The 14,830-nt window shown below is 69.6% G+C and carries 11 protein-coding genes and 2 pseudogenes; 12 read left to right on the top strand and 1 reads right to left on the bottom strand.

The window, feature by feature from the left end; genetic code table 11:
- The first annotated feature begins 68 nt into the window (after nucleotides 1–68).
- The 6 genes from FHG89_RS02380 (at nucleotide 69) to mltG (ending at nucleotide 6,131) form a co-directional block, all read left to right on the top strand.
- Nucleotides 69–770 carry a hypothetical protein gene (locus FHG89_RS02380; protein WP_139582399.1) on the top strand — a complete coding sequence of 234 codons (702 nt, stop codon included), beginning with the start codon at nucleotides 69–71 and terminating at the stop codon, nucleotides 768–770.
- 150 nt (nucleotides 771–920) lie between these two features.
- The gene (locus FHG89_RS02375) at nucleotides 921–1,385 is read left to right on the top strand and encodes a DUF948 domain-containing protein (RefSeq protein ID WP_139582396.1); all 465 of its coding nucleotides are present in this window, start codon (nucleotides 921–923) and stop codon (nucleotides 1,383–1,385) included.
- 29 nt (nucleotides 1,386–1,414) lie between these two features.
- The gene (locus FHG89_RS02370) at nucleotides 1,415–1,720 is read left to right on the top strand and encodes a hypothetical protein (protein WP_139582394.1); all 306 of its coding nucleotides are present in this window, start codon (nucleotides 1,415–1,417) and stop codon (nucleotides 1,718–1,720) included.
- Nucleotides 1,717–4,395, top strand: a complete 2,679-nt coding sequence (gene alaS, locus FHG89_RS02365; RefSeq protein ID WP_139582392.1) for an alanine--tRNA ligase — start codon at nucleotides 1,717–1,719, stop codon at nucleotides 4,393–4,395. Before FHG89_RS02370 ends, alaS begins: the two co-directional genes overlap by 4 nt.
- A gap of 72 nt (nucleotides 4,396–4,467) precedes the next feature.
- Nucleotides 4,468–4,929 (top strand): Holliday junction resolvase RuvX, encoded by a 462-nt coding sequence (gene ruvX / locus FHG89_RS02360; protein ID WP_139582390.1) that lies wholly within the window; start codon nucleotides 4,468–4,470, stop codon nucleotides 4,927–4,929.
- Nucleotides 4,926–6,131 (top strand): endolytic transglycosylase MltG, encoded by a 1,206-nt coding sequence (gene mltG / locus FHG89_RS02355; RefSeq protein ID WP_139582388.1) that lies wholly within the window; start codon nucleotides 4,926–4,928, stop codon nucleotides 6,129–6,131. The genes ruvX and mltG overlap by 4 nt, the downstream gene beginning before the upstream one ends.
- Nucleotides 6,132–6,238: 107 nt before the next feature.
- On the opposite strand, the gene FHG89_RS02350 is transcribed toward mltG, so the two are convergent.
- Entirely contained in the window at nucleotides 6,239–6,760 is a 522-nt protein-coding gene (locus tag FHG89_RS02350; protein ID WP_139582387.1) for an RICIN domain-containing protein, read from the bottom strand.
- A gap of 551 nt (nucleotides 6,761–7,311) precedes the next feature.
- Between FHG89_RS02350 and FHG89_RS02345 the strand changes: the two genes are divergently transcribed.
- The 6 genes and pseudogenes from FHG89_RS02345 to FHG89_RS02320 form a co-directional block, all read left to right on the top strand.
- Nucleotides 7,312–8,130 (top strand): shikimate dehydrogenase, encoded by an 819-nt coding sequence (locus FHG89_RS02345; protein WP_139582385.1) that lies wholly within the window; start codon nucleotides 7,312–7,314, stop codon nucleotides 8,128–8,130.
- Nucleotides 8,131–8,232: 102 nt separating this feature from the next.
- Nucleotides 8,233–9,936, top strand: a complete 1,704-nt coding sequence (locus FHG89_RS02340; RefSeq protein ID WP_139582383.1) for a glycosyl hydrolase — start codon at nucleotides 8,233–8,235, stop codon at nucleotides 9,934–9,936.
- A 222-nt stretch (nucleotides 9,937–10,158) separates the two neighbouring features.
- Entirely contained in the window at nucleotides 10,159–12,096 is a 1,938-nt protein-coding gene (locus tag FHG89_RS02335; protein ID WP_244295114.1) for a hypothetical protein, read from the top strand.
- A gap of 95 nt (nucleotides 12,097–12,191) precedes the next feature.
- Nucleotides 12,192–12,743 (top strand): acyltransferase, encoded by a 552-nt coding sequence (locus FHG89_RS02330; protein ID WP_244295112.1) that lies wholly within the window; start codon nucleotides 12,192–12,194, stop codon nucleotides 12,741–12,743.
- A pseudogene (locus tag FHG89_RS33480) lies at nucleotides 12,736–13,698 on the top strand (lipopolysaccharide biosynthesis protein); the annotation flags it as partial. The gene FHG89_RS02330 and the pseudogene FHG89_RS33480, both read left to right, overlap by 8 nt.
- Nucleotides 13,682–14,749, top strand: a pseudogene (locus FHG89_RS02320) (O-antigen ligase family protein); the annotation flags it as partial. The pseudogenes FHG89_RS33480 and FHG89_RS02320, both read left to right, overlap by 17 nt.
- Nucleotides 14,750–14,830 lie beyond the last annotated feature (81 nt).

Genomic DNA, 14,830 nt, shown 5'->3' with positions numbered 1-14,830 from the left:
CCGGGGGGGCGGGCACCCCGGCGGGGCCGGTGGAGCGGCCGGCACCCGAACCGGCCGCCAGCCCCGCGCTGCGCCAGGCCGGTCAGGACGCCCCCGAGGACGACGACGGTCCCGCCACCGGCGCCCGGTCCGAGCAGCGTCGGCAGACGCGCGAGCGACGGCGACTGCGGGCGCTGGCACTGGCGCTGGTCAGCATCGTGCTGCTCGGTGCGGTGCCGCTCTTCTTCGGCATCCGTACGCTGAGCCGCGACCCGGTCTTCGACAACCTGGACCAGCTCAACGTGCCGGCCTGGGCCGCCGCGAAGACCGACGACGACGTCAGCGGCAGCCGCTGGTGCCTGCTCGACTGCCGGCTGCGCGAGCGCACCGTCACCTCCCAGAAGTCACCGGCGGAGACCACGAAGGTCTACGAGGACGCGCTGCGCGAGGACGGCTGGCGACCGTGGAAGGTGAGCCGCTGCCCGGAGCAGGAGACGAAGGGCAGCTACACCTGCTGGCGCCGGGACGAGCTGACCCTCGACCTGTGGGTGCGCGAGCCGACCTGCGTACCGCCGCCGGTCGACGGCGAGCCCGCGATCGTGCCGTCCCCCGAGGAATCGGCCGCTGCGACCGAGTGCGCCGGCTCGTTGGTGTCGGTGAAGGTGCGCAACGCGATCGACGACGAACGGACCAGGCCCCAGCCGACCACGGATCCGTCACTGACCGGAGAGGATCCGTTCCCGACAGTCAGTGGTGACCCGCTTAGCGACCTGACACCCTCACCGTCCTGAGCCGGTTTCCATCACGGACGGTAGGGTCTGGGGCTGGCGGGCACGTCCGCCGCCGCTGAACGGCGACGGTCGGCATGTCTGGTATTCGTGGCACCGTTGTGCGTTCCGGGGACGTCGGGTCCTGCGGAACTCTGCTTGAGGAGGACAGGCGTGGGCGACATTGGAGCGATCGCGGCGCTGGTCGCGGCGTGCGCGTTCGCGGTGCTGGTGCTCATCCTGACGCTGCCCATCCTGCGGCTGCGGCACACGGTGGACGCCACCACGCGGATGATCAACGACCTCAACGATCGGACCGCCCCGCTGCTCGGCGACGTGAACACCACTGTGAAGAACGTCAACGTCGCGCTGGAGCAGGTGCAGACGTCGCTGGACGGCGTGAACCTCCAGTTGGCGAAGGTCGACACGATGACCAGCCACGCGCAGAACGTCACCGCCAACGTCGCCAACCTGGCCACCGTGGTCTCCGCCGCGGCGGCGAACCCGCTGGTCAAGGTGGCCGCGTTCGGCTACGGGGTGCGCAAGGCCGCCGCCGGCCGTCGGCACGCCGAGACCGAGCGCGAGGTACGCGACACCATCAAGCAGCAGCGGCGGGCCGCGAAGCGCGGCAACCGCTGACCGGCCGCCGTACCAGGAGGTAGCGAGACATGAGGCGGTTGTTCTGGCTCGGCATCGGGCTCGCCGTGGGCGTCGTGGTGGTCCGCAAGGCGACCAGGACCGCGCAGGCCTACACCCCGGCCGGCATGGCCAGCTCGTTGTCGGAATCCGCTGGCGGGCTGGTCGAGTCGCTGCGTAGCTTCGTGGAGGACGTTCGCATCGGGATGGCCGAGCGCGAGCAGGAGATCCACCAGGCGTTCGCCCAGGGCGAGGCGTTCGACGACAAGTTCGCCGAGCTGCGGGAGGACCCGCGGATCGGCGATCGACACATCTTTCCGGAGGAACACCAGCGATGAAGACGGCGGAGATCAAGCGGCGGTACCTCGCGCACTTCGAGGCGAATGGCCACGTCGTGGTGCCGTCCGCTCCGCTGCCCGCCATCAGCGACCCGAACCTGCTGTTCGTCAACGCCGGTATGGTGCAGTTCGTCCCCTACTTCCTGGGTCAGCAGGCTCCGCCGTACCAGCGGGCGGTCAGCGTGCAGAAGTGCCTGCGTACGCCGGACATCGACGAGGTCGGCAAGACCAGCCGGCACGGGACGTTCTTCCAGATGAACGGCAACTTCTCCTTCGGTGACTACTTCAAGGAGGGGGCGATCCCGCTCGCCTGGGAGTTGATCACGAAGCCGCTGGACCAGGGCGGGTACGGCCTGGACCCGGAGCGGATCTGGCCGTCGATCTACCTCGACGACGACGAGGCGTTCGAGATCTGGCGCTCGATCGGCGTGCCGGCGGAGCGGATCGTACGTCGGGGCAAGGCGGACAACTTCTGGTCGATGGGCATCCCCGGGCCATGCGGCCCGTCCTCCGAGCTGTTCTACGACCGGGGCCCGGAGTACGGCCGCGAGGGTGGCCCGGCGGTCGACGAGGACCGCTACATGGAGTTCTGGAACCTCGTCTTCATGCAGTTCGAGCGGGGTCCGGGCACCAGCAAGGAGGACTACCCGATCCTGGGTGACCTGCCGGCGAAGAACATCGACACCGGCATGGGCCTGGAGCGGATGGCCTCGATCCTGCAGGGTGTCGACAACCTGTACGAGATCGACGAGGTCCGGCCGATCCTGACCCGGGCGGCCGAGTTGACCGGCAAGCGCTACGGCGCGCACTCCGGTCATGTGGCCAGCGAGTCGCACCCGGACGACGTGCGGCTGCGGGTGGTCGCCGACCACGTGCGCACGGCGCTGATGCTGATCGGCGACGGGGTGACTCCGAGCAACGAGGGTCGCGGGTACGTGCTGCGGCGGATCATGCGCCGGGCGATCCGCTCGATCCGGCTGCTCGGCTGGCAGGACCGGGCGCTGCCCGAGCTGCTGCCGGTGGCGCGGGACTGCATGGCGCCGTCGTACCCGGAGTTGGCTGCCGACTTCGACCGGATCTCGCAGTACGCGTACGCGGAGGAGGAGGCGTTCCTGTCCACCCTGCGAGCGGGGACGACGATCCTGGACACGGCGATCGCGGAGACCCGGACGGCGGGTGGCACGGCGCTGTCCGGCGCGAAGGCGTTCCAGCTGCACGACACGTACGGCTTCCCGATCGACCTGACCCTGGAGATCGCCGCCGAGCAGGGCCTCAAGGTCGACGACGAGGGTTTCCGCCGTCTGATGGCCGACCAGCGGACCCGGGCGAAGGCCGACGCGCAGGCGCGCAAGACCGGGCACACCGACGTGTCGGCGTACCGGTCGGTGCTCGACTCGGGTGGCCCGGTGACGTTCACCGGGTACGGCGAGGTGGCCCGCGAGTCGACGGTGCGGGCGCTGCTCGGGGCGGACGGGCCGCGCGCGGCGGCGACTGAGGGCGAGACAGTCGAGCTGGTGCTCGACACGACCCCGTTCTACGCCGAGGGCGGTGGCCAGCAACCCGACCAGGGCATGATCACCGTTGGTGGCGGTCAGGTCGAGGTGCTCGACGTGCAGCAGCCGGTGCCGGGCCTGATCGTGCACCGGGCCCGGGTGATCCGGGGTGAGGTGCGCGCGGGCGAGACCGGTTACGCGGAGATCGACACCACCCGCCGCCGGGCGATCTCGCGGTCGCATACGGCCACCCACCTGGTGCACCAGACCATGCGGAACTTCCTCGGCGAGTCGGCCACCCAGGCGGGTTCGCTGAACGCGCCCGGCCGGCTGCGGTTCGACTTCAACACCCCGACCGGGGTGTCGCCGAGCGTGCTGCGCGACGTGGAGCAGCAGGTCAACGAGGTTCTCCTGGCCGACCTGGAGGTGCACGCCTTCATCACCTCGCTGGAGGAGGCGCGGCGGATCGGCGCGATGGCGCTCTTCGGCGAGAAGTACGGCGACGAGGTGCGGGTCGTCGAGGTGGGTGACTACGCGCGGGAGCTGTGCGGTGGCACGCACGTGGCCCGTTCGGCCCAGCTCGGCCTCGTGAAGATCCTCTCCGAGTCGTCGATCGGCTCCGGTGTCCGTCGGGTCGAGGCGCTTGTCGGCATGGACGCGTTCAGCTTCCTGGCCCGCGAGCACCTGCTGGTCTCCCGGCTGGCCGAGCTGTACCGGGTGCCCAGCGAGCAGGTCGCCGACCGGGTGGAGCAGACGGTCACCCAGCTGCGCGACGCGGAGAAGGAGCTGGAGAAGCTCCGCGCCCAGCTGGTGCTGGGCGGGGCGTCGGCGCTCGCGGCGCAGGCCAAGGACGTGGGCGGCGTGGCGTACGTCGGCACCGAGGCGCCGGAGGGCGCGGCCGGCAACGATGTGCGGACCCTCGCCCAGGAGATCCGCGGCAAGATCGACCCGGCGCGGCCGGCGGTGGTCGCGGTGGCGGCTCGGGCGAACGGCAAGGCGTCGCTTGTGGTGGCGGTGAACCAGGCCGCCCGGGGCCGGGGCCTGGCCGCCTCGGACCTGGTGAAGGCGGCGTTCTCCGGGCGCGGCGGGGGCAGCCCCGATCTCGCCCAGGGTGGCGGTCTGCCGGCCGCCGAGGCGCCGAAGCTGCTGCTCACCGTAGAGAAGGCGATCACCGAGGCGTGATGGACCATCATTGTCGACCAGGGCGGACCGTTCGGTCCGCCCTGGTTCGTACGGCCCCGGTGGTGACCGTCGGTGGCTGAGCTGACGCGTGGTGTGCGGATCGGGGTGGACGTCGGCCAGGTGCGGGTGGGCATTTCCCGCTCGGATCCGGACGGGATCCTGGCGACGCCCCTGGTGACCCTGGCCCGCGATCTCACGGCGGCCCCGGATGCGGTGCCCAGCGACCTCGCGGAACTGGCGGCGCTGGTGGCCGAGCACGAGGCCGTCGAGGTCGTCGTCGGCCTTCCGGTCAACCTCGCCGGCAGGCACGGTCCCGCGGCTGTCCACGTGAAGGCGTACGCTGACCGACTGGTCGATGTGATAGCGCCCGTTCCGGTAACGCTCACTGACGAGAGGATGTCGACCGTGGTCGCTTCTCGTAGGCTTGCCGAGCGTGGCGTCCGAGGTAAACGTCAACGTGCGGTTGTCGACCAGGCGGCCGCGGTGGAGATCCTGCAGAGCTGGCTGGACGCGCAGCGGAGGCGGACGCAATGATCGACGATCTGGACCTTGGGTTCGACGAGCCGGAGCGGGGGGAGAAGGGCCGGCACCGGCGGGGCTTCGTGCAGAAGCGCAAGGGCAAGGGCGGGTCGGGCGGTGGCCGGGGTAAGACATTCCTGGCGCTGCTGCTGGCCCTGTTCCTGCTGGGCGGTATCGGCGGCGGGGCGTTCTACGGTTTCGACCGGATCCAGAACTACTTCGTCACCCCCGACTACGACGGCGCCGGCACCGGTGAGATCACCGTCGAGATCAAGAACGGCGCGCTGCTGGCCGACATGGCCGACGCCCTGGTCGCCGCCGACGTGGTGAAGAGTCAGAAGGCGTTCATCGAGGCCGCCGAGGCCAACTCGCGCAGCAAGAACATCCAGCCCGGCACGTACAAGCTGCGCAAGCAGATGAGTGGCGCGAGCGCGGTCACCGCGATGCTCGACCTGAAGAACAGGATCGTCAACGGGATCACCATCCCCGAGGGTCGGACCAGCAAGAACATCTACAAGCTGCTCTCCGAGAAGACCAAGATCCCGGTGAAGGACTTCGAGGCCGCTGCCAAGGACCCGGAGGCGCTCGGTGTGCCGGACTGGTGGTTCACGCGCGGCGACGGCAAGAAGGTCGTCAAGTCCGTCGAGGGGTTCCTCTACCCGGACACGTACGAGATCCCGCCGAAGGCCACCGCGGAGAGCATCCTCAAGCTGATGGTGGACAACTTCCTCTCGGTGACCGGTGAGATGAAGTTCGCCGACCGGGTGCAGAAGGAGCGGGGCGGTGTCAGCCCGTACGAGGCGCTGATCGTGGCCTCGCTCGCCCAGGCCGAGGCCGGCAACAAGGACGACCTCGGCAAGGTCGCCCGGGTGGCCTACAACCGGGTGTACGGCGAGTTCAACTGCAACTGCCTGGAGATGGACGTCACCGTCAACTACTACCTGGAGTCGATCGGCAAGCCGACCAAGTCGTCCAAGCAGATGACGGCGTCGGAGCTGGACGATCCGAAGAACCCGTACAACCGCAAGCTGCGGGGTCTGGTTCCCACCCCGATCAACAACCCGGGTAAGCAGGCCTTGGAAGGGGCGATGGACCCGCCGGTGGGCAAGTGGCTCTACTTCGTGGCGATCGACGACAAGGGCCACTCGGCCTTTGCGGAGGACTACGAGCAGCACCAGCGCAACGAGGCCAAGGCCCGCGAGGCCGGCATCATCTAGTGATGACTTAGCGACGATTCTCTAGCTGGTCTCTTGCTAGAGAATCGTCGCTATAGTTCTCCCGGTCGGCTCGGATCGATATGTGCAGTATCAGTACCAGAGCTGGATCAGGCTGTCGGTAGAGCTGCAGCCCCAGATTTGGATTTGTTGCCATTGGTTATTCCGCCCTCCGCGTTATCGAGGCACTTTCCTGTCAGGACGTTGACGAATCGGTAGTACTGATGGCCTCCGCCCTCGTATCGAAACTCCTGTCGCCATTGTTGGCCCTTGTCGCCGAAGTCGCACGTGTCCTGGACCACGGCGGTGCCATTTGCGGTTCCGGTCCCCTGGCGATCCATGCACTTACCACTGTACTTGTTGCGCAGCAGCCACGTGGAACTGCCGCTTCCCGCGCTATCCATATACCAGTATTGGCTGCTTCCGCCGTGGAAACTCCACAGGTGGATTTTGGCATATTGTGCAGTGGAGGGACCTTGCACGTCGAGCACCATCCGGTTGGAGTCGCTCACTGAGGCCGAAGCCCACCAGAATGGCCCTGCGGTGACTGCTGCTGCTGGAGTCGGCGCCAGGGTCAAAGCTGGCATGGCGGCACCAATAAGAGCAGCCGCCAAAATTCCTCTCAATCTCATTACACTTCCTTTGGTCTGTGCTGAGGGCTGGGTTCAGCTAATAGCTGATCATCGATCCTGCTATAGCTATTTTTTTTGTCAAGGTGGCCCCTTTTATGGGGAATGTGTCCATGGCGTTGCTATTGGTTGCAATGCCTGGTTTGAGAGCATGGATCGAGTCGACTTAAGGGTGTGGCCGTGTTAGCTCTTGGCTCTGACGCCCATCGCCCATGGTGTTCCAAGGCCCGTCACGCGTCCGCGCATGTGACGGACATGGCTTGTGGGGGGCTCATGCTCCCTGTAGCTTGTGTGCGAGTGCTTTTGGCGGGTCGCGCGTTCGCTGACGGTCATTCTGTTTGTTGAACAGGGCTGCTAGCCGGGCATTCGTTGTGAGAGGATCCTGGCAAATGAGTTGCCCATCGGTCTAGCTCGCAAATCCTGGACCGCTGCCTCAGGTAGCCGTGCCTGAGATCGGACGTCAAGCAGGCGGCTGAAGGCCGCTGATCGGTATGCTGTCGTAGCTCGGATGACGCGACCTGTGTGGGCAGATCCACGAAAGAGTGGCGGACTAGATGGCTTCCCGTAGGGTGGCGGTACTGGGCAAGCCCATCGCGCACTCCCTCTCCCCGGTGATCCACACCGCCGGCTACGCCGCCGCCGGGCTGACCGGCTGGTCGTACACCCGGGTCGAGTGCGCGGCCGCGGAGCTGCCGGATCTGGTCGCGGGCCTGGGCCCGGAGTGGGCCGGGTTGTCGGTGACCATGCCGGGCAAGGAGGTGGCGCTCGCCGTGGCCGACGCCGCGTCGCCGGTCGCCGCCGCCGTCGGTGCGGCCAACACGTTGGTACGCCGTCCGGACGGCTCCTGGTACGCGGACAACACGGACGTCGCCGGCATGGTGCACGTGCTCGACGAGGCCGGGGTGGTGCCCGGCGCCGCCGTGACGGTGCTCGGCGCGGGGGGCACGGCCCGCGCCGCGCTCGCCGCCGCCGCACAGTTGGACTGCTCAGCGGTCACGGTGGTGGCCCGCCGCGCGGAGGCGGTCGACGACCTGCGGCCGGTGGCGGCCGCGGTCGGCATCGCGCTGGACGCCGGCGCCTGGGCCGACGCCGCCCGGCACCTCACGGCCGACGTGGTCGTCTCGACGGTGCCGAAGGGGGTGGCCGACCCGCTCGCCGACGAGGCGCACTGGCGACCCGACACGGTGTTCTTCGACGCGCTGTACGACCCGTGGCCGACCCCGCTGGCCTCGTCCGCGATCGCCGCCGGCCTGCGGGTGGTGTCCGGACTGGACCTGCTGCTGGCCCAGGCCGCGGGCCAGTTCGAGCAGTTCACCGGCGTGCGTGCCCCGGTCGAGGCGATGCGGGCCGCGCTGGACCGGCATCTTCCTTAGCGGACAGTTAAGACGCGCTTACGGGAAACTGTCCTGCCCGCGACCTGCCCTGGTCGTCGATACGCTGCTCACGGTTACCGCAGCAGACACAGGGAGTACTCCTTGACCAGGCACGGACTGCACCGCATCACCCGGTTCCGCAACGGTCCCCGGCGCAAGGCCATCGCGATCGGGGTGGTCGGGGGCTCGGTGGTGGCCGGCATCGTCGCCACCATGATGCCGCTGTTGGCCAGCGACGAGCTGTCCATCCGGGCGGTGGCGGACACCACCGCCACGGCGGTGGCGCAGGACGGCGACAACGCCGCCAAGACGACGCTCGCCACCTGCCCGACGCGCTGCGACGGTAACCCGCGTGGTGGCCGTGAGGCCGTCATCGAGTTCGCGGTGACCACCGTGCCGGCCGCCGCGGTCAATGTGCGGGCGACGCTGCGGCTGCACGCCTGGCAGCAGTTCGCCGCGACGGTGACGGCGCACGCCTCGCCGTTGAGCGCCCGCGAGACGCGCCCGGCCCTGGCGTCTGCCGGCGCCGCGCTGGACACCGTGACCGGTGTGTCCAAGGGCGTCAACGAGTGGGACGTCTCCAAGCTGGTCACCGGCAACGGCACCTGGACGGTGTCGCTGGCCCAGTCCGGTCTGGACACCCGGATCTACTGGGCGTCGGTGGAGAACCGGAACCCGGACCTGCGACCCAGCCTGGTGATCAGCTACGACGTCGGGGCCCGGCCGTCGTCGGTGACGACCACCCGGCCGGCGCCGTCGCCTTCGGCCAGCGCGTCGCCGACGACCGCGCCGAAGCCGTCACCGACAGTCGTCCCGACCCGGACGCCCACGCCGAGCGCGAGCACCACCCTCCCGTCGGGCAAGTGCGGGTCGGTGTCGACCAAGCTCGTGCCCTCCTGCGGCGCCTGGTGGGGCATGTACTCACCCGCTGGCGCGGGCGGCGGCTGGGACCACGGCAAGGCGATCACCGACGTGGAGGCGCAGGTCGGCCGCAGGTTCGACATCGTGCACCGCTACCACGACTTCTCCAACTCGGGCAGCAACGGCGCCTTCCCCGACGCGTACGAGACGCAGCAGATGCGCGAGGGCCGGCTGATGTTCTTCGCCTGGGAGTCCCGCGACTTCTCCGCCGGCACCACCCTGAAGTGGGCCGATGTCTACAGTGGCCGGCAGGACGCGACGATCGACGCGGTCGCCGGGCGGATCCGCGCCACCGGGGTGCCGGTCTTCCTGGGCTTCGACCACGAACCGGAGGACGAGCCGGGCAAGGGCAGCGACGCCGATTTCGTCCGAGCCTGGCGGTACGTGTACGAGCGGTTCGCGAAGGCAGGCGCGACGAACGCGGTCTGGGTCTGGACGATGATGGGCTGGTCCGGTCACTACTCCCGGTACGCCGCCCTCTACCCCGGTGACCGCTACGTCGACTGGGTGGCCTACGACCCGTACAACTTCCACGTCTGCAACGGCAGCACGGTGTGGAAGAGCCCCAGCACGACGGTGGGCGGCTTCTACCGCTGGTTGGACGAGAACGGCATCGGCGCCGGCAAGCCGCGGATGCTCGCCGAGTTCGGCACCAACTTCAACTCCGCCGACCCGGGCGCCAAGCAGCGCTGGTTCCAGGAGTTCCCGGCGGCGCTGAAGGCGCACCCGAAGATCAAGGCGGCCATCTACTTCAACTCGCCGGGCATGACGACGCGCACCTCGACCTGTGACATGACGATGAACCACGACGCGTCGGCGCTGGCCGGCTTCTCCCAGGCCGGTCGGGACGGGTACCTGCGGCAGCCCACAGGAGGGAGCCGCTGACGATCGCGTATTTGTGGTGACGGCACACCGTCGGGTCGGATCGCACATCCGACCCGCAGGTGTTCTGTCATCTTGCTGATCGATGCACCGCCCAATCGGCGGATGCGCCTGCCAGCGTGGGCGAGGGACGCTACCTCGGGTTCTCATCCACCTTGGAGGCGCAGCGTGCCCAAACTTCCGCACTTGTGGCGTTTCGCAGGACGACGTCGTACTAGGGCGGGGGTGGTCGCGCTGGCGATCGTCGCCGCGGTGCTCGGTGTGCCCTCGGTGTCCTCGGCGGCGGTGGTGCCGGTCCCGGAGACGGCGACTCTCGTGTCGGCGAATCCCGCCGACTCGACCCCACACGCCCGCAACGGTGAAACCCGGGCGTTCGCGCAGGTGGGCAACACGGTCTTCGTCGGCGGCAGCTTCACGCAGCTGCGGCAGACCGCCAGCTCACCGTGGATCAACCAGCCCTACCTCTTCGCGTACGACCGCACCACCGGCACCCTGTCCACGACGTTCCTGCCGGTGCTCGACGGCGCGGTCAACACCCTCGTCGCCGGCCCGGGCGGGACGCTGATCGTCGGCGGGGCCTTCAAGAACGTCAACGGCGTCTCCCGCAAGAACCTGGTCGCCCTCGACCCGTCCACCGGCGCGATCATCGACGCCTGGGTGGGGCGCTCCGACGGCGGCAACGTCCGCGAGATCGTGCTGAACGGCAACTGGCTGTACGTGGCCGGGGCGTTCAACTGGCTCAACGGCACCGCGCACGCCGGCCTCGCCCGGCTCAACGCGACCACCGGCGCCATCGACCCGACCTTCAACATCAACGCCACGGTGGGGCGGCACAGCACCACCTCGTACGTCTGGACCATCGACGTCACGCCGGACGGCAACACCCTGGTCGTCGGCGGCAACTTCATGCTCGTCAACGACCTGCCGCGTAACCAGATGGCGCTTGTGGACGTCTCCGCGACGCCCACGCTCATCGACTGGAGCACGGAGAAGTTCGTTCCGCCGTGCGCCGCCCCGTCCACGTTCGTGCACTACGTGCAGGACGTGAAGTTCGGCGCGGACGGCAGCTGGTTCGTGGTCGGCACCAACGGCGGTTCGGGGTGGCCCACCGCCTACTGCGACACGCTTGTCCGTTTCGAGACGGCCAACCGGGGCAGCGGCCAGCTCGCCACCTGGGCCGACTACACCGGCAACGACACCATCACCTCGGTCGAGGTCGCCGACAACGTCATCTACCTCGGTGGGCACTTCCGCTGGCTGAACAACCCCAACGGCGTCGACGTCGCCGGCCCCGGCGCGGTCGACCGGCTCGGCATCGCGGCGGTCACCCCGGCCACCGGTATGCCGGTGAACTGGAACCCGCGCCGCAGCGGCAGCGCCTCGATGCCGGCCGGCACCAGCGGTTGGGGTTCGTCGGTGCCGGTGCTGTGGCGCGGTACGGACGGCCTCTACTTCGGGCACAACTCCGACGGCATGGGCGAGGAGTACCACGGTCGGCTCGGCATGTTCCCGCTCGCCGGCGGACGGACGTTCACCCCGAAGAACCCACCCACCGCGACCACCGGCAACCTCTACCTGAGCACCGCCCCGGCCACCCTGGCCCGGGTGCCGTTCGACGGCACCACGCTGGGCACCCCGACCACGGTCAGTCAGCCGGCCTACACGGCGGCCGGCGCGACGTGGCGGGTGGACGACCGGATCTACTGGTCGCACACGGTCGCGGGCACGCCCACCGGCAGCCGGATCGACGTCTCGCTGTTCAACGGCGGGGCGATCGGATCGCCGTGGGAGGCGTCCGGCTACAACGACTGGTACAACCCGGCCGTGTGGAGCGGCGCCTTCTTCCTCGACGGCCGGCTCTACTACACGCGTACCGGCGCCAACAACCTGTACTACCGCTACTTCGAGATCGACGGCAACTATCTCGGCGCCACCGAGTTCACCGTGCCGACGACAGGCGTGCCGTGGTCCGGGGTGCGTGGCATGGCGTGGGTGGCCGGCCGGATCGTCTACGGTGCTACCGACGGCACGCTGCGTAGCGTGCCGTTCAACCCGACGGCCGCGCCGAGCGCGGTGGTCGACGGGACGGCAGCGACAGTGCTCGCCCTCGCGACGCCCGAGTTGTCCTGGTCCACCCCTTCAACATTCTTCTCCGTGCAGTAAGGGTCTACGGTTCGTAACGGAGCATCGATAGATTGTTCACGTTGGGCCGGCGGCGGCAGCACCGCCGCCGGCCCCGCGATGTGGGGAGGGGTCGGTTGGTCGGCGCCGCTGGCATTCGCGCGCGACGCGCGGTGCTCCTGGTCTTCGCGGTCAAACGTGGCTGGTACAAGCTGCGCTACCGGCGGCTGACACTCGGCCGGGACGTGGAGATCCGTGGCCGGATCCGGCTGCGCCGCGGGGTGCGGGTGACCATCGGCGACCGCACCCGGTTGAACAAGCTGGTCCGCTTCGCCGGCCCCGGCGAGGTGCGGATCGGCGCCGAGTGTCTGTTGAACGCGACCTGGATCGGCACCTGGACCTCGGTGACAGTCGGCGACCGGTGCCTGCTGTCCGACTGCGAACTGCTCGACAACGACTTCCACAACCTGCCACCCGAGCAGCGGCACGAGCCTCCCGGCCCGGCCACCCGCGCCCCCATCGTCCTTGAGGACAACGTCTGGGTCGGCGCGCATGCCCTGGTGATGAAGGGCGTACGGGTCGGCCGGGACAGCGTCGTGGGCGCGGCGACGGTGGTCCGTACGGACGTGCCGCCCCGCGTCGTGGTCGTCGGCAATCCTCAACAGACGGTGAAGAAGTTCCATGACTGACGCGACTCCCACCTCTTGGTCGACGGGCGCTCCGACCGCTGGCGCCGATCGCACCGTCTCGTTCACCGACCTGCTGCGGGTGCCGCTGCACCGGCTGCGGCTGGTGACGGCCGTGGCCGTGGCCGGTCTGCTCCTCGCGCTCGGCTATGTGCTGATGGTGCCGGCGGCGATGACCGCGAACGCCGTGGTGGCGGTCCGTCCGGTGGTGACCGACGCGTTCACCCCCAGCGGCGCGGGCGCCGACCGGGCGGTCAACATGAACGTGGAGAGCGGCATCGCCACCGGTACCGAGGTGGTGCAGCGGCTCGCCGACGCGGCCGGCGCCGACCCGCGCGACATCCGTAACGCACTCGAGGTCGAGGTGCCCACCGGCGGGCAGATCCTGCGCTTCAGCTACCAGGCGAAGGACGCGCAGCGGGCGGTGCAGAGCGCCAACCTCGCCGCCCGCGCCTACCTGGACGTGCGGCGCGCCATGTACGAGCAGCAGCGCGCCGAGATGCTGCGCTCGTACGACGCGAGCATCACCAAGGTCGCCGCCCAGCAGACGGCGGTGCAGAAGCGGGCGAGCACCGCCAAGGACACCAGCGCCGGGGACGCCGCCGTGGCCGAACTGGCCGGGATCAACAACCAGCTCACCCAGCTCAACGCCGCCCGTACCGAGATCGCCGCCGTGGACATCAACCCCGGCTGGGTCACCCAGACCGCCGAGCGCGCCCTGGTCACCTCCGCCGGGCACCGCCCGCTCTACCTGGTCGCCGGCCTGCTCGGCGGCGCCCTGCTCGGCGTGGTGCTGGCGTACGTGTGGGAGTCGACCGACCGGCGGGTTCGTTCGGTCGCCGACGGTCGGGACGCCACCGGCCTGCCGTTGCTCGGCACGGTCCGCCGCCCGCCGTGGCGGGGCAGTCCCCGGGCCGTCGACGCGGACATCCGGTACGTGGCGATGGCGGTCGCCGGCCTCGCTGCTCACCTTCGCCCTGCGGCTGGCCTTCTACCTGACCGCGCTGGTGGTCGGCGTCTACGTGCACGCCGCCGCCCGGGAACGCGCCGACCTGGTGGCGGTGCTCAGCCCGCTCTGCGCGTTCTGGTTCGGGCTGGTCGTGCTGGGCTGGCTCGGGGTGCTGGCGCCCCGGCTGGCGATGACCACCCCGATGGAGGTGCTGCTGCCCGGCGGGGTGGCCGGCACACCGTTCATCCAGGACATGGTCCACCTGACCACCGCCGAATACAGCGCCCGCTCGCTCAACCCGATCTACCGGCCGGCCGCGCCGTTCGCGTACACGAACAACTACGGCAGCGCGTACGCGATGACCCTGCCGTGCGTGGTGGCCTTCGCCATGCTGCGCCCGCGAGGGCTGCTGCGCTGGGTGCTGCTGGCGTCGCTTCCGCTGTCGCTGGCGCCGGCGTTCCTCACCCTCAACCGGGCGATGTTCCTCAGCCTGGGCGCCGGGCTGGCGGTGCTCGGGGTGCGGGCGAGCCTGCGCGGCAACGTGCGGGTAGCCGCGTCCATCGTCGGGCTGGTGGTGATCGGGGCCCTGGCCACGCTGTTCATCCCCATCACCGACCTGATCAGTCAGCGGGTCGACTCCAGCGACACCAACACCGACCGGCTCTCGCTCTACACCGAGGTGATCCGTCGGGTGCAGGAGTCGCCGTGGCTGGGCTACGGCGCGCCGGCGAATGTGGACACGGTCTCCGCGGCGGCGCCGATCGGCACCCAGGGGCAGTTCTGGATGGTGCTGTTCAGTCACGGCGTACCGGCGCTGCTCTGCTTCCTGGCCTGGTTCGTGGCCGCCGCGGGGATCTGCGCGCGGGCGACGTCGGCGGCCGGGCAGTGGCTGGCCGTGGTGCCGGTGGTCTGCCTGGTGCAGATCCCGTTCTACGGCATGGCCAACCAGAACCTGTCGGTCGCGTTCTTCGCGGTCGCCTTCGCGATGGCCCTCACCGAACGGGAACGTTCGGCCCGGTGGCGTCCGCTGCCGGCACGACCCGTGGCGGTGCCGGCGTGACCGCCGTGACCCGGCCGCCGGCCGACCCGGACCGGTCGCCGCCGGCGACCACCGCGGTCGACGCCGGCGGCCGGGTCACGG

This window comes from Micromonospora orduensis (genome assembly GCF_006228125.1).
Taxonomy (GTDB): domain Bacteria; phylum Actinomycetota; class Actinomycetes; order Mycobacteriales; family Micromonosporaceae; genus Micromonospora; species Micromonospora orduensis.
The sequence above is the reverse complement of the archived record's forward strand: the minus strand, read 5'-3'. Positions and strand labels throughout refer to the sequence as shown.

Coding starts and splice junctions, on each gene's coding strand:
- FHG89_RS02370 (WP_139582394.1), top strand. CDS start 1,415: ATGAGGCGGTTGTTCTGGCTCGGCATCGGGCTCGCCGTGGGCGTCGTG.
- alaS (WP_139582392.1), top strand. CDS start 1,717: ATGAAGACGGCGGAGATCAAGCGGCGGTACCTCGCGCACTTCGAGGCG.
- mltG (WP_139582388.1), top strand. CDS start 4,926: ATGATCGACGATCTGGACCTTGGGTTCGACGAGCCGGAGCGGGGGGAG.
- FHG89_RS02350 (WP_139582387.1), bottom strand. CDS start 6,760: ATGAGATTGAGAGGAATTTTGGCGGCTGCTCTTATTGGTGCCGCCATG.
- FHG89_RS02345 (WP_139582385.1), top strand. CDS start 7,312: ATGGCTTCCCGTAGGGTGGCGGTACTGGGCAAGCCCATCGCGCACTCC.